Consider the following 17,743-nt stretch of genomic DNA (forward strand, 5'->3'; position numbering starts at 1 on the left):
GCTACCCTCCGGCGGCGAGGATGTGCCGCACGGCGTCGCCCACGTCGTCGGTGAGGTGGATGAGGTCCAGGTCGCCCGCGCTGATCTTGCCGTCGCCGAGCATCGCGGAGCGCAGCCAGTCGAGAAGGCCGGACCAGTAGTCGACGCCCATCAGGACGACCGGGAACTCGGTGACCTTGTGCGTCTGGACCAGGGTCAGGGACTCGAACAGTTCGTCGAGGGTGCCGAACCCGCCGGGCAGGACGACGAACGCCTGCGCGTACTTCAGGAACATGACCTTGCGGGCGAAGAAGTACCGGAAGTCGATCCCGATGTCGCACCACTCGTTGAGCCCCTGCTCGAAGGGCAGTTCGATGCCGAGCCCGACGGACAGCCCGCCGGCCTCGGAGCAGCCCTTGTTGGCGGCTTCCATGACGCCGGGGCCGCCGCCGGTGACGACCGCGTACCCGGCGCGGGCCAGCGCGGCGCCCAACTCCTCGGCCATCACGCACTCGGGGCTCTCGGGCTTGCTGCGCGCGGAGCCGAACACGCTGACGGCCGAGGGCAGGTCGGAGAGGGTGTCGAAGCCCTCGACGAACTCGGCCTGGATCCGCAGCGCGCGCCAGGCGTCGCCGACCCGCCAGTCCTGTCGGCCCCGGGAGTCGAGGAGCCGCTGGTCGGCGGTGATGACCTGGTCGGCGGCGGCGCGGCGCAGAGTGACCGGGCCCCGGTGGCGCTCGGGGCCTTTGTGTGAGTTTGTCATTTTTCCTTACCCAGCCAGTTCCGGAGCAGAGCGGCACCGTCGATGATCTTCGGGATCTCGACGTTCTCGTCACGCTTGTGCGCGAGGTTCGGGTCGCCCGGGCCGAAGTTCACGGCCGGCACGCCGAGCGTCGCGAACCGGGCCACGTCCGTCCAGCCGAGCTTGGCCCGGGGCTGCTGGCCCACCAGGGCGATGAAGTCGGCGACGGCCGGCGTGGTCAGCCCGGGCAGCGCGCCCGGCGCGGAGTCGGTCAGTTCGAGCTCGAAGCCGTCGAAGACCTCGTGCAGGTGGGCGAGCGCCGCCCGCTCGTCGCGGTCGGGGGCGAACCGGAAGTTCACCGTGACCACGCACTCGTCGGGTACGACGTTGCCGGCCACCCCGCCGGAGATCAGGACCGCGTTCAGCCCCTCCCGGTACTCGCAGCCATCGATCACGACCGACCGGGCCTCGTACGCCTCCAGGCGGCGCAGCACCTCGCCCATCCCGTGGATCGCGTTCACACCGAGCCAGGACCGCGCGGAGTGCGCGCGCCGCCCCTTGGTGGTCACCCGGACCCGCATGGTGCCCTGGCAGCCGGCCTCGACCAGCCCGTACGTCGGCTCGAGCAGGACCGCGAAGTCCGCCGCCAGCCACTCGGGGCGCTCCCGGGCGATCACGTTGAGCCCGTTGCGCTCGGCCTCGATCTCCTCGCAGTCGTAGAAGAAGTACGTCACGTCGTGGATCGGGGCGGTCAGCGTGGCGGCGAGGTGCAGGGCGATCGCGGTGCCGGACTTCATGTCGGACGTGCCGCAGCCCCACATCAGGTCGCCGTCGAGCCGGGACGGGAAGTTGTCGGCGTGCGGGACGGTGTCCAGGTGCCCGGCGAGCACGACCCGGGTGTCGCGGCCGAGTTCGGTGCGCGCCATCACCGTGTTGCCCAGTCTGCTGACCGTGAGGTGTGGTTTCTTCAGCGCCACCTCCACCTGGTCCGCAATATCTTTCTCGTCGCCGGAGACGGACGGGATATCGACGAGGGCGCGGGTGAGCGCCACCGGGTCTGCGAGCAGGTCATCGGTCAGCACCCCCGTAGACTAGCCCGTCGTGAGCAGCGAATTCCTGAATGAGACCGCGTGGGGCGTCGGCCTCGCCACCGTCACCGCCGAGGGCCAGGTCCTGGAGGTGTGGTTCCCGAAGCTCGGGTTCGGCACCCCCGAGGACGTCACTCTGCCGGAGAGCGACCGGCCGCTGGGCATGCGCCGGGTCCGGGTGACCGCGACCGCGAGCCTGGCCGAGCCGCCGAAGGACACCGCCGACGCGTACCTGCGGCTGCACCTGCTCTCCAACCGGCTGATCACCCCGCACCAGGCGAACCTGGAGGGGATCTTCGGCATCCTGCCCAACGTCGCGTGGACGTCGGCGGGTCCGGTGCTGCCGGAGCAGGTCGACGAGCTGCGGCTGACCGTGCCGCACCTGACCGTGTTCTCGGTCGACAAGTTCCCCCGGATGGTGGACTACGTCGTGCCGTCGGGCGTGCGGATCGGCGACGCGGACCGGGTGCGGCTGGGCGCGCACCTGGCCCCCGGTACCACGGTGATGCACGAGGGTTTCGTGAACTTCAACGCCGGCACCCTGGGCACCTCGATGGTCGAGGGCCGGATCGTGATGGGCGTCGTGGTCGGCGACGGCTCCGACATCGGCGCGGGCGCCTCGATCATGGGCACCCTGTCCGGGGGCGGCAAGCAGGTCATCTCGATCGGCCAGCGCTGCCTGGTCGGCGCCAACGGCGGGATCGGCATCTCCCTCGGCGACGACTGCGTGGTGGAGGCCGGGCTCTACGTCACGGCCGGCACGAAGGTGACGCTGCCCGACGGCAAGGTCGTCAAGGCGCTGGAGCTGTCTGGTTCTTCCGGCATCCTGTACATCCGCAACTCGGTCACCGGGGCGGTCGAGGCCCGGCCGCGCACCGGCGGCGGGATCACCCTGAACGAGGCGCTGCACGCGCACAACTGACGGCGGGCGGGCCGTCCCCCGGGCGGCCCAAACCCTTTCGACGGGTACCGAGACCCGCGCGCCGACCACCCGGTCGTCGTTTCCAGGCCCCGGTCGTGGTTCGCGAGGCCCCGGCGGTCGTCGCGCGCCCAGGATCCGGCCCGGTCGACTGACCGCCCGGCAGCCCCCTAGTCGCTCGATCCGCTGTTCCCGCTCGGGAAGAACGGCCGCAGCACCCCGGCCAGGGCCTCGATGTTGCGGGTCTGCATCAGCAGCGTCCCCGGCCCGGTGAACGTCGCCACCAGCCCCTCCCCCGAGGTCAGCGACCGGAACACGCTCTTGGTGGCCTTGTTGATCGTGTACGTCATCCCCGCGTGCCACGCCACCAGGTGCCCGGTGTCCACGACGTAGCGCTCCCCCTGGGCGAGCACCCGGCGGTGCAGCGCCCCGAACGCGGTCACCAGCAGCACCCCCGTGCCGCTGACCTGGAGCACGAACGCGCTGTCGCTGCCGAAGAAGCTGCGCGCCCCGCCCCAGCCGGTCTCGACGCCCAACGCGGGCTCGGCGGCCAGGTAGCAGGACGCGGCCACGTTGTACGTGTCGCCCGCGACGTGCAGCGGCACCACGTCCCCGGGGGTGGCCGGCGCGAGGGTCAACTCCCCGGGCCCGCCCCGCGCCGTGTACGTGGACACGAACGCGCTGCGCCCGCCCACCCCGCGCTTGACGGCGCCCCAGAGCCCGCCCTCCATCTTGGACGTCAGCTCCACGTTCCCGGACATGCTGACCATCGCGCCCGACTCGGTCTTCACCGACTGCTCGGGGCCGAGGACGAGCGTGGCCAGGGCGAACGCGGGCCGGTAGTCGATCCGGTAGCTGAACGTCCCGGCCTGGCCGGCGTCGGGCAGTACGTGCAGTTCGGTCATACCGCCCAGGGTAGTGCGGGGTGGCACGCCGGATGGGAGCTTCGCGGAGACGGGGCGGCGGGCGCACCACGACCGGGAGTGTCTCCAGGTGCCGGGTGCGGCCCCACCGTAACCAGAAAAAGGGGTTTGATCTGGGGTTATGCCAGGCGGGTGGCGACGGCCGCGAACTGGGCGTCGGTGCCGGTCAGCGCGACCCGGACGTGCCGGTCGCCCGTCGGGCCGTACGTCGAGCCGGCGGCCACCAGGATCCCGTGGCCGGCGAACCAGTCCAGAGTGGACCAGCAGTCCTCGTCGCGGGTGGCCCAGAGGTACAGCCCCGCCTCGGAGTGGTCGATCCGGAACCCGGCCCGCTCCAGCGCCGGCTTCAGGACAGCGCGGCGGGCGGCGTACAGGTCGCGCTGGGCGGCCACGTGCGCGTCGTCGCCCAGGGCCGCGACCATCGCCGCCTGGACCGGGGCCGGCACGATCATGCCCGCGTGCTTGCGGACCGCGAGCAGCTCCCGGACGAGCGCGGGGTCGCCGGCGACGAAGCCGGCCCGGTACCCGGCGAGGTTGGAACGCTTGGACAGCGAGTGCACGGCGAGCACGCCCGTGTAGTCCCCGTCGCACACGGACAGGATCGACCGGGGTTGGGTCTCCCAGCCGAGTTCGAGATAGCACTCGTCGCTGACCACCACGGCGCCGCGCTCGCGGGCCCAGGTCACGACCTTGCGCAGGTGCGCCTCGGGGAGCACCCGGCCGGTCGGGTTCGACGGGGAGTTGAGCCAGACCAGGCGGACCCGCTCGGGACCGGCGGCGGTCAGCGCGTCGGCGCGCAACAACTTCGCGCCGGCCAGCTTCACCCCGATCTCATACGTCGGGTAGGCCAGCTCCGGGATCATCACCGTGTCGCCCGCGCCCAGCCCGAGCAGCGTCGGCAGCCAGGCGACCAGCTCCTTCGAGCCGATCGTGGGCAGCACGTCGAAGCCCTCGGGGGCCTCGCAGCGCCGCCCGACCCAGTCGGTCAGGGCCGCGCGGAGGGCCGGCGAGCCGGTGGTCACCGGGTAGCCGGGCGCGTCGGAGGCGTCGGCCAGGGCCTGACGGATGACGTCCGGCACCGGGTCGACGGGGGTGCCGATCGACAGGTCGACCAGCCCGCCCGGGTGCGCCCGAGCCTTCTCCTGGTACGGGATCAGAACGTCCCAGGGAAACTCGGGCAGCCCCTGCGAGACGGTCAGTGTCCCTCACCCATCGGCGGGAGCGACACGATGAAGGCCGCGTCCTTGTCGATCTTGCCGACCTTGGAGGCGCCGCCCGGGGAGCCCAGGTCCTCGAAGAACTCGTAGTTCGCCGGGGTGTACGTGGTCTTCCACTGGTCCGGGACGTCGTCCTCGTAGAAGATCGCCTCGACCGGGCAGACCGGCTCGCACGCACCGCAGTCGACGCACTCGTCGGGGTGGATGTAGAGCATCCGGCCACCCTCGTAGATGCAGTCCACGGGGCATTCCTCGATGCACGCCTTGTCCAGCACGTCCACACACGGTTCGGCAATGATGTACGTCACGGTCGTCCTCTCCGCACTGAATCCACGGCTTTACCCGCCGACGAGTAAGCCTAAGGTGTCCCCGGCGGGCAATCCACCGGGAGGGGCACCGTGCTTTCGAAAGACGATGTTGGGCGGAGGGTCGTGATTCGCCGCAGGTTGCCAGGGACGCAGTTTACTGATGTCCTCGGCGAGCTCCGGGAGGTCCGTGACAAAGATCTCGTCATCTGGACGGATGGCGGGACACTCGTGGTGGAAAAGACGGAGATCGCCGCTTCCAGGGTAGTACCGCCGCGGCCCGTGAAGTACTCCGAGATTGCCGCCCTGGAGCTCGCGGCGGCGGGTGGCTGGCCCGCGCCGGAGACCGCCGGGCTGGGCGGCTGGCTGTTGCGGGCCGGCGGCGGGTGGACGAACCGGGCGAACAGCGCGCTGGCCGTGGGGGATCCCGGGGGCACGCTGGAGGACGCCGTCGAACGGGTCCGGGAGTGGTACGGGGAGCGCGGGCTGGCGCCCCGGTTCGCAGTGCCGTTGCCGTTGGGGCGGCGGACGGACGGGCTGCTGGAGCGGCTGGGGTGGGTGGCGTACATGCCGACCCTGGTCATGGTTCGTGATCTTTCGGGCCCCGGCGGGGAGCTTCCGGGTGCCGGCCGGCTTCCGGGTGCCGGGCCGCTCGCGGGTGCCGCCGGGCCGCCGCCGGCCGCCGGACCGGACATCCGGCTGGACGCCGTCCCGGACCCCGGCTGGCTCGCCCTGATGGCCGGGCACAAGGGCGCGCTCCCCGAGGTCGCCGCCCCGATCCTGACCGGCCCGGAGCTGGTCACCTTCGCCTCCCTGGTCCTCGACGGCGAGCTGGCCGCGATCGGCCGGGGCGCGGTCACCGACGGCTGGCTGGGGCTGTCCCTGATCCAGGTCCGTCCCGAGCACCGGCGCCGGGGGCACGCGGCCCGGCTGGTGGCCGCCCTGTCCGACTGGGGCCGGGGCGTCAGCGCGACCCGGGCGTACCTCCAGGTGGAGGAGGGCAACGACCCCGCGGTGGCGCTGTACGGACGCCTGGGCTTCGAGGTCCATCATAATTACATACACCGCAAAATGGACGCCTGAGATAATATCGGGCGATGTTCACCGTACTGTTGACTCTCGTCCTCGCAGTCGGGCGGATCGCCAGCCCCGTGGAGCAGTACCCCGTCGACGGTGTCGACATCGCGAGCTGGCAACACCCGTGGGGCGCGGCGATCGACTGGCCCCGGGTGCGCGAGGCGGGCGTGGACTTCGCCACCGTGAAGGCCACCGAGGGCTCACCGGTCGACGGCACGGCGTACGTGAACCCGTGGTTCCGGCCCGACTTCGACGGGGCGCGCGCGGCCGGCCTGCCCGTCGCGCCGTACCACTTCTACCTGGGCCGCACCGCCGGCACCGGTACCGCCCAGGCGGCCTTCTTCGTCAGCGAACTCCGCGACGCCGGCTACTCCGGCCACGGCCCCCTGGAACTGCCGCCGATCCTCGACCTCGAATGGGACTGGAAGGCGCGGAGCTGCCCCGCGTACGCGACGGTCGACGACGCGCTGGACTGGCTGCGGGCCGTCGGGGAGGCGTTCGGCCGGCCGCCGATCGTGTACACGAACCGGTACTTCGTCACCGACTGCCTGGCGGGCGCGACGGCGCTGGGCGGCTACCCGCTCCAGGTGGCCCAGTACCGCAACTCCGAGCCCACGGAGCTGCCCGACGGCTGGTCGGACTGGCTGTTGTGGCAGTGGACGGCCCGCGACGAGGTGCCGGGCATCCCGGCGGACCGGGTCACCCGGAGCGTCTTCAAGGGCAGCCAGGCGGAGCTGGACGCGCTGGCGAACCTGGTACCCGGGGGCTAGCGCACCCGGTTCCGCTTGGCGTTCAGCGACTCCTCGTGCCGCTTCCACGCCCGGGTCTTCCAGTCCCGCCCGACGGCGATCACGCCCAGGATCCCCAGCCCGGCCCCGAGCCCGGCGAGCGCCAGGTACAGCACGAGCTGGCCGAGGACCATCCCGAACCCGCCGTCGAACACCGGCTTACCGCTGAACAGCGGGCCGAGCACGACCGAGAGCACGGCGGCGGTCACGCCTGCGGCGAGCAGGTCGGCGGCGACCCGGTCCAGCGGGTAGCGGAGCGCCCACCAGGCGGCGGCCGCGACGCACAGCACCGAGATCGCCCCGAACGTGATCATGCCGATCCGGGTCTGCTCGGTGTCCTTCGCGATGTCGGCCTTCCACACGATCAGCCGGGCCACCGCGTTGATGACGAAAAGCGCGGCGGCGAGCGCGGCCACCGGCATCCATCGTTGTCTCATCGGGAATTCATACCGCATCCACCGGGTACCGCTCAACAGGCCGGCGGGGCACCGGGGGCACCATGACCTTGTACGCGCCATATGCGGCGGCCGCCGAGCCCGCCAGCAGGTAGACCAGCCCCGTCCACTCCCCGGTGATGACGTGGTCGCCCTCGCGCGGGGTCGTCGACCAGTACACGGCGGTCAGCAGCCACAGGACCGGCGGGACCACCGAGAGCCGCCGCCGACCGGTCAGGCGGTAGGTCAGGGTGGCCAGGAACGGGGTGATCAGCAGGGCCCCGACCGCCGCGACCGGGAGCTGGACCCCGAGCAACCGGAACGGGGTCCAGAACGCCTCGACGGTCGCGGAGAACACGGCCAGCCAACAGGCCAGCACCACGATCGCCCCGTCGTGCAGGGGGTGCCACCAGCGCGGCACGTAGGGGTCGGCGGGCACCGCCCAGACCGGCACGTCGAAGGCCCCGGCCTGGCCGAACGCGGGAACCTGGCCGGCGTGGGCCCCCGGCTGGCCGGGCACGGCGGGCTGGCCGAACGCCTCGCCGGCCTGTCCCGCGTCCTCGGGCCGCTCGAAGTGAGTCACCCGGACAGGGTAACGCCCGCGAACAGGTCGTTCTCCCAGCCGTAGGGCCCCACGCCGGGCCCCTTCTCCCCCACCGGGAGGGTGTAGTACTCCACGCCCATCATGTCGGGCCCGGACCCGGCGGCCAGCGAGAACATCCACGAGGTGGGCGGGACCTGGGTGGCGTGCGCGCGCAGGGCGGTCATCTTCTCGTCCGCGTACCCCGTGGCGTCGATCCGGGCGGCGATCTGCTCGTCCGGCGTACCGAAGGGCAGGTCGTCGACGTTCTCCACGCCCGCGAACGGGTTGTCCGAGGAGGCGGAGAACTCGGCGATGCCGGCCTCCATGACGCTGCGGGGGACGGCCGTCCAGTACACCTTCGCGGGGGCCGCGTCGCCGGCGAGCTCGACGGCCCGCATCGTCACCCGGTGGGCCTGGATGTGGTCGGGGTGCCCGTAGAAGCCGATCTCGTCGTAGGTGACGACGACCTGCGGCCGGACCTCCTCGAACACCTTCACCAGGTGGGCGGCCGCCTCGTCGAGGTCCGCGCCCCAGAACGCGCGCGGGTGCCCGTTGGCGGGGGTGTCCATCATTCCGGAGTCGCGGTAGCGGCCCGCGCCGCCCAGGAACCGGACGTCCGACACGCCGAGCGCCCGGCAGGCCTCGGTCAGCTCGGCGACCCGGAAACCGCCCAGCTGGTCGGCTTCGGCAGCGGCGAGCCCGGCCAGTTCGGGCACGTGGATCTCGCCTTCCTCGCCCAACGTACACGTCACCAGCGTCACGTTCGCGCCCTCTGCGGCGTATCGGGCCATGGTGGCTCCGGTGCCGATGGTCTCGTCGTCGGGATGAGCGTGCACGAATACGATGCTGCGGGAGGTCACTCGGCTACTTTAGACCGTATGGTGGACTTTCCCGAGCTCGCCGCACGGACCCACGGGTTCAGCAGCGGCACGCCCCGCGCTGTCACTGTTTCCGCCGATGGCTCGCGGGTCGTCTTCCTGAGATCGACGGGCGCCACTGATCCGTACGACCAGCTCTGGATCATGGATCTACCTGCGGGTACGGAGCGCCGGATCGGTCCGCGGGTCACCGAGGACACCCCGACCCCCGCCGAGGCGGCCCTGCGCGACCGGCTCCGGCTGTCCGCGAAGGGCATCGGGGGGTACTCGACGGACGCCGACACCCTGCACGCCGTGTACGCGCTCTCGGGCCGGCTGTACCGCGCGGACCTGACCACCGGCGAGGTCACCCGGCTGGCCACGGCGGGCCCGGTCACCGATCCCCGGCTGGACCCGACGGGCCGCCGGATCGCTTACGTCACGGACGGCCAGCTCCGGGTTCTGCATCCGGACGGCACGGACGTGCTGCTCGCGGGCGAGGAGCGGGTGACCTGGGGGCTGGCGGAGTTCGCGGCGGCCGAGGAGTTCGGCCGGTCCCGGGGCTACTGGTGGGCCCCGGACGGCGAACGGCTGCTCGTGGCCCGGGTGGACGAGAGCCGGCTGCCCCGCTGGCTGCTGTCGGACCCGTCCGACCCGACCGCCGAGCCCCGGGTGACCCGGCATCCGGTGCCGGGCGGGGACAACGCGCAGGTCTCGCTGCACGTCCTCGACCTGGACGGCGGCTGGGTGGACGTGCACTGGGACCGGGTGGCGTACCCGTATCTGGTGGCCGCCGAGTGGGGTGCCGCCGGCCCGCTGGTGACGGTGCTCCGCCGGCTCCAGCAGCACGGCCTGGCCCTGACGATCGATCCCCGGACCGGCGAGACCCAGGTGCACGCGGAGCTGTCGGACCCGCACTGGGTCGAGCCGGTGCCCGGTACGCCGGCCCGGCTGCCCGACGGCCGGGTGCTGCTGTCCGGCGAGCTGGTCCGCGACGGGCTGGACGCGCGCTGCCTGTTCGCCGACGGCGCGCTGCTCACCCCGCCCGCGTTGTACCCGCGCCGGATCTGCGGCCTGCTCGACGACGGGCTGCTGGTGGCCGCGAGCGAGGGCGACCCCGGCGAACAGCACCTCTACCTGGTGAGTCTCGCGCCGAGTACGGCGCCGCGCCGGTTGACGTCCGCGCCCGGCTGGCACACGGGCTTCGCGGCCGGCTCGACGTACGTGCGGGTGTCCACCTCCCTCGACCACGCGCGCTCGGAGTGGACGGTGGTCACCCCGACCGGGGAGCACGGGATCGGGAACCTGGCTGCCGAGTACCCGTACGCCGCCCGGCCCGCGCTCGCCCGGGTCACCGACCGGGAGATCCCGACGTCGGTGCTCTACCCGACCGCGCACGTGACCGGCCAGCGCCGGCTCCCGGTGCTGGTCAACAGCTACGGCGGCCCGTCGGGGCAGATGGTGCGCGCGTCGCGGGACTTCTGGCAGGAGCGCCAGTGGTGGGCGGAGCAGGGTTTCGCGGTGGTGACGATCGACGGGCGGGGCACGCCGGGCTGCTCCCCGCAGTACGAGAAGATCATCCACCACCGGCTGGCCGACATCGCGCTGGCCGACCAGTGCGACGCCCTCGCCGCGCTCGCCGCCAAGCACCCGGACCTGGACCTGGACCGGGTCGCGATCCGGGGCTGGTCCTTCGGCGGTTGGCTGGCCGCCGCCGCCGTGCTGCGCCGGCCGGAGGTGTTCCACGCGGCGATCGCCGGCGCCCCGGTCACGGACTGGCTGCTCACGGACACGGCGTTCACGGAGCGGTACCTGGGCCTGCCGGAGGAGCAGCCCGAGGTCTACGCCCGGCACAGCCTCCTCGACGAGGCGGGCGCCCTGACCCGCCCCCTGCTGCTGATCCACGGCCTGGCCGACGACAACGTGCACGTGGCGCACACGCTCCAGTTCTCGGCGGCCCTGACCGCCGCGGGCCGGCCGCACTCGGTGATCCCGCTGGTGGGCGCCACGCACATGGGCCTGGGCACCCTCCCCCTGGAACTCGACTTCCTCAAGAAGACCTTCAACCTCTGACGGGTACGGACGGGCCCGCACCGGCGTACGGCGGGGCTGCGCGCGCCGGGCCCCGGCGGCTAGATTCTGCCGGTGCACACACCTGAGATCACCGCGTCCGCAGCGGGCACCTGGACCCTCGGCGACCTCCCCGTCCACCGGCTCGGCTTCGGCGGCATGCGCCTGACCGGCAGCGCGGCGTTCGACCTGGGCACGCCGAGCGACCGCGACCGGTCGATCCGGGTGCTGCGCCGGGCCGTCGAGCTGGGCGTGAACCACATCGACACGGCGGCGTTCTACTTCTCCCCGACCCGGTCGGCCAACGAGCTGATCAACCGGGCCCTCGCCCCGTACGCCGACGACCTGGTCATCGCCACGAAGGTCGGGCCGATGCGCGACGCGGCCGGCGGGTGGCTGGACCTGGCCCGGCCCGACCAGCTGCGCGGGCAGGTCGAGGAGAACCTGCGCCAGCTCGGCCGGGACCACCTGGACCTGGTCAACCTGCGGGTGCACGGCCTCGACTCGATCAGCGAGCACTTCGGCGCGATGGCCGAGCTGCGCGACGCAGGCCTGGTCCGGCACCTGGGGCTGTCCAACGTCCGGGCGGAGCACCTCGCCCAGGCGCGGGCCATCGCCCCGGTCGTGTGCGTGCAGAACAGGTACGGCCACGACCGGCGCAACGGGGACGTCATCCTGCGCGCCTGCGAGGAGCAGGGCATCGCGTTCGTGCCGTTCTTCGCGGTCACCGGCGACGGGCGCGAGGCCGGCGGGGTGCTGCCCGACGACCGGATCGACACGGTCGCCCGGGATCGCGGGGTGTCCGCCGCGCAGGTCCGGATCGCGTGGACCCTCAGCCGGGGCCCGCACATGCTGGCCATTCCCGGCACCGGCAACCCCGACCACCTCGACGAGAACGTGGCCGCCGGGGCGCTCCGCCTGACCGCCGAGGAGCTCGCCTTCCTCGAATAGCGCGCTAGACGTCGTTGTACGGCGCCCCCAGTTCGGCGTGCAGCGCCACGCTCTCGGCCGTGTGCGACGCGTCCCCGGTGGCCTCGCCGAGTACCGCGAGGCTCCGGGCCAGCACGATCCGGTAGCCGCAGGCCCGGCTGTCCTCGGCGGCGCGCGCGGCCTGCTCGGCGGCGGCGACCGGATCGCCGGTGTCCAGCAGCACCCGGGCCAGGACGGCACGCGCCCTGGCCTCGTTCACGGGGAGCTCGGCGCACAGCCGGACCGCCTCGTGCGCGTGGGCCAGCGCCCGCTCCGGCTCGCCGCGCTCGGCGTCCAGTACGGCGAGCACCGACCGGGTCTCGGACTCGATGGCCGCCGCCGGCAGCCGCTCGCACAGTTCCAGCGCGGCCTCCGCGAGCCGACGCGCCTCCTCCGACCGGCCGATCCGGCGGTGCGCGCAGCTCAGCCGGGGCAGCACCTGGAGTTCGGCGGACACATGCTCCATCTCCCGCGCGGTCGCGACCGCCGTCTCGAAGTGCGCCAGCGCCTCCGCGTCGCGGCCCAGGTCGAGAAGGATGCTGCCGAGGTTCGTGACGTTCAGGGCGGCCAAGGTCGGCCGCAGTTCCGCGAGCGTCGCGATGCCCTCGGTCATCAGGGCCTCCGCCTCGGGGTACCTGCCCAGGTAGCGGTAGAGGTCACCCAGCAGGCACTGCGTGACCGCGTACCCGTCGCGGTCCTCGTCCTTCAACGCGAACAACGGCAGCGCCTCCGCGAACCGGTGCGCCGACTCCGCCAACCTGCCGTCGTACCGCAGACTCGTGCCGGCCCGCAGCAGGTACACGGCCTGTTCGGTGGTCAGGCCGCCTTCCCTGGCCAGGGCGAGCGCCCGGTCGAAGTGCGCCCGGGCCCCGACGAAGTCCTCCCGCTCCGTGAGCTGGGTGGCCACGCTGTAGTGCGTCGCGGCCCGCACCCGGGGATCGGGACAGTCCCGGGCGATGTCCAGCGCGGCGTAGGCCATCTCCAGCGCCGGCCCCATGTACAGCCGGAAGAGGAAGTAGAACCGCACCCCCTCGGCGAGCAGCCACACCGCCTCCGGATCCGTCCCCTCGGGCGGGGCGGTGACCGCCGCGTGGAAACTGTCGCGCTCGGCGTCGCACCACGCCAGGGCCCGTTCCCGGTCGGCGAACTCCACCGGCTCCGGCGGGTCGTACTGCTCCGGGATCGGCAGGTGCAACCGTTCCGGGGACAACAGCCACGCCGCCGCGTCGGCCGACACCACGTACCAGTGGTAGAACCGGCGGATCGCGGACCCGCGTTCGGGGTCGCCGACGAGCTGGTCGGCGGCGTACAACCGCATCAGGTCGTGGAATCCGTACCGGTCACCGCCCTGCGGCTCGATCAGGTGTGCCGTGACCAGCGTGTTCAGCAGCCTGGTGGCCTCGGAGCGGCCGATGCCCCCGACTGCGGCGGCAGCACCGGTGCCGAAGTCCGGCCCCGGCACCAGGGCGAGCAGCCGGAACAGCCGGGCCGCCTCCGGCTTGAGCCCGGTGTAGGAGTGCCCGAACGCGACCCGGACCGACGCGTCGTCGTCCTCCGGCAACGCCAGCGCGGCGAGCCGGTCGCCGGTCGCCAGGTCCGCCGCGTGCCGGGCCAGCCGCAGCCCGGGCCGCTCGGCCAGTTGCGCCGCCGTGATCCGGATCGCCAGCGGCAGCCGGCCGCACAGTTCCACCAGCCGGCCGGCGGCGGCGGGCTCGGCGGCCACCCGCTCCGGGCCGATCACCGCCACCAGCAGGTCCACCGCCTCGGCCGGCGACAGGATGTCCAGGGTGAGCCGGCGCGCCCCGTCCCGGGCGGTCAGGCCCGGCAACCGGTCCCGGCTGGTGATCAGGGCGAGGCTGCCCGGTCCCGAGGGCAGCAGGGGCCGGACCTGGTCGGCGTGCCGGGCGTTGTCGAGCACCACGAGCAGCCGCAGGTCGGCGGTCCGGCTGCGGTACAGCGCCGCCGCCTCCTCCAGCGCGGTCGGGACCTGCTCGGGGGGTACGCCGAGGGCGCGCAGGAACCGGCTCAACGCCTCCGTCGGGGTGACCGGCGCGGAGGTCGAGTAGCCGTGCAGGTTGATGTGCAGTTGGCCGTCCGGGTAGGAGTGCCTGCTCCGGTGCGCCCAGTGCAGCGCCAGGGCGGTCTTGACCGTCGGTGGTAGCTGGTACCATTCTTTTGGAGTTGAGAAACAACTCAACACGAACAGGATGGAGCACTCGTGAGTACCGCCCTACTGGAGCGTTCGCCCAGCTCGACGTACCGCGCCGTGGTCGCCAAGCTGCTACAGCACCAAGCCCCGTACCAGCCCGGACAGAAGCGGGCGTTTATCTACGCGCGTTGCTCGCACGACCCCCGCAACCTCGGCCGGTCGGTCGAGCGCCAGGTCGAAGACTGCTGGCGCGACTGCGTCAACGCCGGCTACTGGGTCGCCTCGATCTACGTCGACAACGACCGGTCGGCGAGCTTCGCCGCGACGAAGGATCGGGAGGCGTACGCCGAGATGGTCGTCGCCATGGGGCGGGGGCTGTGTGACGTGCTGGTGTGCTGGGAGTCGTCGCGCGCCACGCGGGACATGCGTACGTACTGCGACCTGTCCGACCTGAGCCGCGATCTCGACATCGGCTGGCACTTCAACGGCCAGTTGTTCGACCTGACCAACGACGACGACGAGTTCCGGCTCATGCTCGACGTGACCCTGTCCGTCAAGGAGGTTCGCCGCCTGTCGCGCCGGGTCCGGGTCGGGCACGCCAAGGCGGCCCGCGCTGGGCGCCCGCACGGCCGGTGCGCCTATGGGTACTTCCGGGTGTACTCGCAGCACTCCGGCGACTTCATCTCCCAGGAAGTCGACGACGAGCCGCGCCTCGCTGTCGACGCCGACGGGGTACCGGTGTGCTGGTACTCCCCGGCCGAGGTGGTCGAGTACGCGTCGGCTCGGTTCGCCGGGGGCGACTCGCTGTACATGATCGTCAAGCAGTTCAACGAGATGTGCATCCCGTCGCCCACGCTGGAGTTGGCCCGGCGTAAGCCGCTCCCCGCGCTGGACCCGGACGCCGACCCGGACGTCGAGCCGAAGGCGCCGCCGGTCTGGACCGAGCAGCGGCTACGCGACATCCTGCGGAACAGTCTGTACGCCGGGTGGCGCATCCACCGGGGCGCGCGGGTCGGCAAGGGGTTGTGGCTGCCGATCGTCGACGAAGCGCTGTTCGAGGCCGTGCTCGCGCGCCTGGCCGACCCGGACCGCAAGACGTCGCACAGCAACCGGGCCGCCCATCTCCTCAGCTTCATCGGAACGTGTGGGGTGTGCTCGTCGGTGATCGACGCGAACTGGAAGGACAGCAACAACGGCAAGCCGAAGAAGGACGGCACCCCGGCGACCCGGTACCGGGTCTATGACTGCCAGAAGGGGTGCGTGTCCATCAAGGCCGACGCGCTCGACGCGTTCGTCGAGGCCGTGCTCGTCGCGCGCCTTGAGGATGAGACGTGCCTCGACTGGCTGACTCGCGCCGACGACACGGCCGCCATTGCCGCCGCCGAGCGGGCCGAGGCCGCCCGCGCCAAGGTCGAGGAGTGGAAGGCGATAGCCAAGTCGCCCGACTCGCCCTGGTCGCCCGGGGAGATCACGGCCATGGTCGCCGACCTGCGCCAGGAGATCGAGCGGCTCGACGCCGTGTCGACGCCCGACTACGTGCCGCCGCAGATGCGCGCCATGGTCGGCGAGCGGGCCGCCGTGGTCTGGGAGTCCCTCGACCTGGTGCAGCGCCGGACGCTGCTGCGGAAGGTCATGCGCGTCGAGCTGCTCAAGGCGACCACCCGGGGGCGCCCGCGTGGCCAGTACGGCATGGACGTCGACCGGGTGCGTATCGGCTGGGTGCTGGAGGAGAAGGCCGCCGAGGCGCGCGTCGAGGCCGCCGAGCTGGGCGGCGACGTGGTGCCGATGGTGCCGCGCCAGCGCGCCGCCGAGCCTGCTCTCGCGCTCGCTGCCTGACGGAACAATGAGGCGCGCGGCCCCGGATACGTTGCATGTACCCGGGACCGCGCCTCAGCATCCTACGACGCCAGCTTGAGCCCGGCGGCGGCTATCCGTTGCCGGGCACTCATGACGCGGCCCCCGCAGCCGCGCCTGAATGCCTCGGTCAGTCGGGACAGGTGACGCCGCTCGGCGCTCGTGAGCGTGCTGATCCGCTCGCGCACGGTCCGGGGCAACACGCCCAGCGCCGCCGCTGTCGCCTCGATACCGCCGTCGCCGGCTACGAGCGCGACCGCCAGCTCGTCGAGAGAGATCATGAGACTCGACGCCAACCGCTCAGTCGACAGGTCGAGGGTGTGAGAGCCGCGCGCCAGGAGGCGACGGCGTACCTGTACATGGGTGAGCGTGTCGGCGAGGGTAACGCCGTCGCACGCGTTGGGCAGGTGGTACAGCCCCTCACGAGGGTCGAAGCGTGCGGTTGTGACCGCAGCGTCGAACACCAAGTATTCGTCCCCTGCCGTGACGTCTGGCCAAGGGTCGTAACGGGCTCGTGGCTCCATTCCGGGACCTCCGTATTCCGTGGGCAGAGCTGGGCCGCCTGCCCGCCGGCTCCCCGACTCGAACGGCTGTTCGGGCCGAGGGAAGATCACATCATAGGGCTTACGAACCCTTAATGAAGTCCCGAGTTTGAGTGACCACAACGTCGTGAGCTGCACGGTCAGAAGATCAACCCGAACGGTGGAGCCCGTAGCGGACTAGTCCGACTTGGGGACCGACCGTAGTCGCCGTGTCGCTGTGGCTGTTTTCGACGCGCCGCTGTAGAGGGCCGCGAGCGCGAGCCGCAGCACGTCGGCGAACGACTGGCGCGTCTCCTCAGGTAGGTCGTCGACCTCCGGCGGCACCTGGCGCGCGAACTCCGAGCGCGGGCCGGTCGGCCACAACCCGAGTCCGACGGCGGCGGCGGCGACGACCTCGGACACCGGCACGCCGATTACCCGGCTCACCGCGCGCAGCGTCTCGACTCTCGGAAACTCCGAGTTCTTCCCCTGCGCCAGGTTGTGCAGCGGCGTCGTGGTCATCCCGGCTGTCTTCGCCAGCGCCGCGTACGAGGTTCCGGTTTCGGCTAGGTGGTGTTGCAGCATCGCCGCCAGGGTCGGCGGCACCGGTTCGGGCGCCGGGGTGTTCACCTCGTACCGGGGTAGGTTCTGCGCCAGGTCGAGGTACGACCAGATCAGGTCGAGCATGGCGACCCGCACCGAGTCGGGTAGCTCGGCGACCTCCGGAGGTAGCCGGTCGGCGAACCTCGGCACCGGTACGGCCGTGAGCCCCATGTCGATGCCGAGCCCCTGCGCGGTCGCGCACATCAGCCCCCAGGGGGTCACCTCCAGCACCGACGCCAGACGTACCAGCGTCTCGACCTTCGGAAACTCTGTGTTCCTGCCCTGCCCGAGGTTGTTCACCCCCTGATGGGTGATGCCGACCAGTTTCGCCAGCGCGTCGTAACTGCGCTCGCCCCGCTGTTGCTCGACGACCTCGGCCAGCGTGATTACGACACGCTTGCGCATGGTTGGTCCTTCCCGTGGTCGCGGGTCGCATACCCGCTCTAGGCCCTTGAGTGACCTAGGCGGGTCACTCACCCGCACACACATAGTTCTACTACGTAGCAGCCACCAGTACGTGACTGGCGTCTCGAACCCTTGCACTAAGCCGTTCCGCTTGACTTTAGACCCATCTCAACTTTGATGTTGCGCCACCCGCCATCCGAACGTAGGTTCGACGTACCGCCCCGGCGGCTCGGATCTTGAGAACACCACAGAGACCTGTT

The 17,743-nt window shown here is 71.9% G+C and carries 17 protein-coding genes; 6 read left to right on the plus strand and 11 right to left on the minus strand.

Features of this window, described 5'->3' with window-relative positions:
- Position 1: 1 nt before the first annotated feature.
- Positions 2-742 (minus strand): TIGR00730 family Rossman fold protein, encoded by a 741-nt coding sequence (locus AB0M43_RS33450; protein WP_363730300.1) that lies wholly within the window; start codon positions 740-742, stop codon positions 2-4.
- The gene (dapE, locus tag AB0M43_RS33455) at positions 739-1,803 is read right to left on the minus strand and encodes a succinyl-diaminopimelate desuccinylase (RefSeq protein ID WP_363730302.1); all 1,065 of its coding nucleotides are present in this window, start codon (positions 1,801-1,803) and stop codon (positions 739-741) included. The genes AB0M43_RS33450 and dapE overlap by 4 nt, the downstream gene beginning before the upstream one ends.
- A 19-nt stretch (positions 1,804-1,822) precedes the next feature.
- Here dapE and dapD point away from each other — a divergent pair, with 19 nt between their 5' ends.
- On the plus strand, positions 1,823-2,731 hold the full coding sequence (gene dapD / locus AB0M43_RS33460; protein WP_363730305.1) for a 2,3,4,5-tetrahydropyridine-2,6-dicarboxylate N-succinyltransferase: 909 nt from the start codon (positions 1,823-1,825) through the stop codon (positions 2,729-2,731).
- 167 nt (positions 2,732-2,898) lie between these two features.
- On the opposite strand, the gene AB0M43_RS33465 is transcribed toward dapD, so the two are convergent.
- From AB0M43_RS33465 to fdxA, 3 genes are all read right to left on the minus strand, one after another.
- A complete protein-coding gene (locus AB0M43_RS33465; RefSeq protein WP_363730308.1) occupies positions 2,899-3,633 on the minus strand; it encodes a TIGR00266 family protein in 735 nt (244 codons plus the stop codon).
- A gap of 137 nt (positions 3,634-3,770) precedes the next feature.
- Positions 3,771-4,832: a succinyldiaminopimelate transaminase gene (gene dapC / locus AB0M43_RS33470; RefSeq protein WP_363730595.1), complete on the minus strand. Its 1,062-nt coding sequence runs from the start codon at positions 4,830-4,832 to the stop codon at positions 3,771-3,773.
- 14 nt (positions 4,833-4,846) lie between these two features.
- On the minus strand, positions 4,847-5,176 hold the full coding sequence (fdxA, locus tag AB0M43_RS33475) for a ferredoxin (protein ID WP_363730311.1): 330 nt from the start codon (positions 5,174-5,176) through the stop codon (positions 4,847-4,849).
- Positions 5,177-5,455: 279 nt separating this feature from the next.
- Here fdxA and AB0M43_RS33480 point away from each other — a divergent pair, with 279 nt between their 5' ends.
- Both AB0M43_RS33480 and AB0M43_RS33485 read left to right on the plus strand, forming a co-directional pair.
- Complete coding sequence (locus AB0M43_RS33480; protein WP_363730313.1) at positions 5,456-6,256, plus strand: GNAT family N-acetyltransferase; 801 nt, start codon at positions 5,456-5,458, stop codon at positions 6,254-6,256.
- 14 nt (positions 6,257-6,270) lie between these two features.
- Positions 6,271-7,020: a glycoside hydrolase family 25 protein gene (locus AB0M43_RS33485; RefSeq protein WP_363730315.1), complete on the plus strand. Its 750-nt coding sequence runs from the start codon at positions 6,271-6,273 to the stop codon at positions 7,018-7,020.
- Here the strand turns inward: AB0M43_RS33485 and AB0M43_RS33490 are convergent.
- From AB0M43_RS33490 to mshB, 3 genes are read right to left on the minus strand one after another with little or no spacing between them, the layout of a single operon-like run.
- Entirely contained in the window at positions 7,017-7,475 is a 459-nt protein-coding gene (locus tag AB0M43_RS33490; protein ID WP_363730318.1) for a hypothetical protein, read from the minus strand. The two genes, AB0M43_RS33485 and AB0M43_RS33490, sit on opposite strands and share 4 nt — an antisense overlap.
- A 7-nt stretch (positions 7,476-7,482) precedes the next feature.
- Positions 7,483-8,055 carry a DUF6113 family protein gene (locus tag AB0M43_RS33495; protein WP_363730321.1) on the minus strand — a complete coding sequence of 191 codons (573 nt, stop codon included), beginning with the start codon at positions 8,053-8,055 and terminating at the stop codon, positions 7,483-7,485.
- The gene (gene mshB, locus AB0M43_RS33500; protein WP_363730323.1) at positions 8,052-8,915 is read right to left on the minus strand and encodes an N-acetyl-1-D-myo-inositol-2-amino-2-deoxy-alpha-D-glucopyranoside deacetylase; all 864 of its coding nucleotides are present in this window, start codon (positions 8,913-8,915) and stop codon (positions 8,052-8,054) included. Before mshB ends, AB0M43_RS33495 begins: the two co-directional genes overlap by 4 nt.
- A gap of 21 nt (positions 8,916-8,936) precedes the next feature.
- On the opposite strand from mshB, the gene AB0M43_RS33505 reads away from it, so the two are divergent.
- Positions 8,937-10,985: a prolyl oligopeptidase family serine peptidase gene (locus tag AB0M43_RS33505; protein WP_363730598.1), complete on the plus strand. Its 2,049-nt coding sequence runs from the start codon at positions 8,937-8,939 to the stop codon at positions 10,983-10,985.
- A gap of 72 nt (positions 10,986-11,057) precedes the next feature.
- Positions 11,058-11,933, plus strand: a complete 876-nt coding sequence (locus tag AB0M43_RS33510; protein WP_363730324.1) for an aldo/keto reductase — start codon at positions 11,058-11,060, stop codon at positions 11,931-11,933.
- A gap of 4 nt (positions 11,934-11,937) precedes the next feature.
- Here AB0M43_RS33510 and AB0M43_RS33515 read toward each other — a convergent pair whose 3' ends face one another.
- On the minus strand, positions 11,938-14,148 hold the full coding sequence (locus AB0M43_RS33515; protein ID WP_363730327.1) for a tetratricopeptide repeat protein: 2,211 nt from the start codon (positions 14,146-14,148) through the stop codon (positions 11,938-11,940).
- A gap of 21 nt (positions 14,149-14,169) precedes the next feature.
- Between AB0M43_RS33515 and AB0M43_RS33520 the strand changes: the two genes are divergently transcribed.
- On the plus strand, positions 14,170-15,936 hold the full coding sequence (locus tag AB0M43_RS33520; protein ID WP_363730330.1) for a recombinase family protein: 1,767 nt from the start codon (positions 14,170-14,172) through the stop codon (positions 15,934-15,936).
- Between the two features lie 62 nt (positions 15,937-15,998).
- On the opposite strand, the gene AB0M43_RS33525 is transcribed toward AB0M43_RS33520, so the two are convergent.
- Both AB0M43_RS33525 and AB0M43_RS33530 read right to left on the minus strand, forming a co-directional pair.
- Positions 15,999-16,418, minus strand: a complete 420-nt coding sequence (locus AB0M43_RS33525; RefSeq protein ID WP_363730333.1) for a hypothetical protein — start codon at positions 16,416-16,418, stop codon at positions 15,999-16,001.
- A 255-nt stretch (positions 16,419-16,673) separates the two neighbouring features.
- Positions 16,674-17,483 (minus strand): helix-turn-helix transcriptional regulator, encoded by an 810-nt coding sequence (locus tag AB0M43_RS33530; protein WP_363730334.1) that lies wholly within the window; start codon positions 17,481-17,483, stop codon positions 16,674-16,676.
- Positions 17,484-17,743 lie beyond the last annotated feature (260 nt).

The sequence above is a fragment of the Longispora sp. NPDC051575 genome, assembly GCF_040681875.1.
Classification (GTDB): domain Bacteria; phylum Actinomycetota; class Actinomycetes; order Mycobacteriales; family Micromonosporaceae; genus Longispora.

What these genes read in the sequence shown, in the direction of transcription:
- AB0M43_RS33450 (WP_363730300.1), bottom strand. Translation starts at nt 742, where the DNA reads ATGACAAACTCACACAAAGGCCCCGAGCGCCACCGGGGCCCGGTCACT.
- AB0M43_RS33465 (WP_363730308.1), bottom strand. Translation starts at nt 3,633, where the DNA reads ATGACCGAACTGCACGTACTGCCCGACGCCGGCCAGGCCGGGACGTTC.
- AB0M43_RS33485 (WP_363730315.1), top strand. Translation starts at nt 6,271, where the DNA reads ATGTTCACCGTACTGTTGACTCTCGTCCTCGCAGTCGGGCGGATCGCC.
- AB0M43_RS33490 (WP_363730318.1), bottom strand. Translation starts at nt 7,475, where the DNA reads ATGAGACAACGATGGATGCCGGTGGCCGCGCTCGCCGCCGCGCTTTTC.
- AB0M43_RS33530 (WP_363730334.1), bottom strand. Translation starts at nt 17,483, where the DNA reads ATGCGCAAGCGTGTCGTAATCACGCTGGCCGAGGTCGTCGAGCAACAG.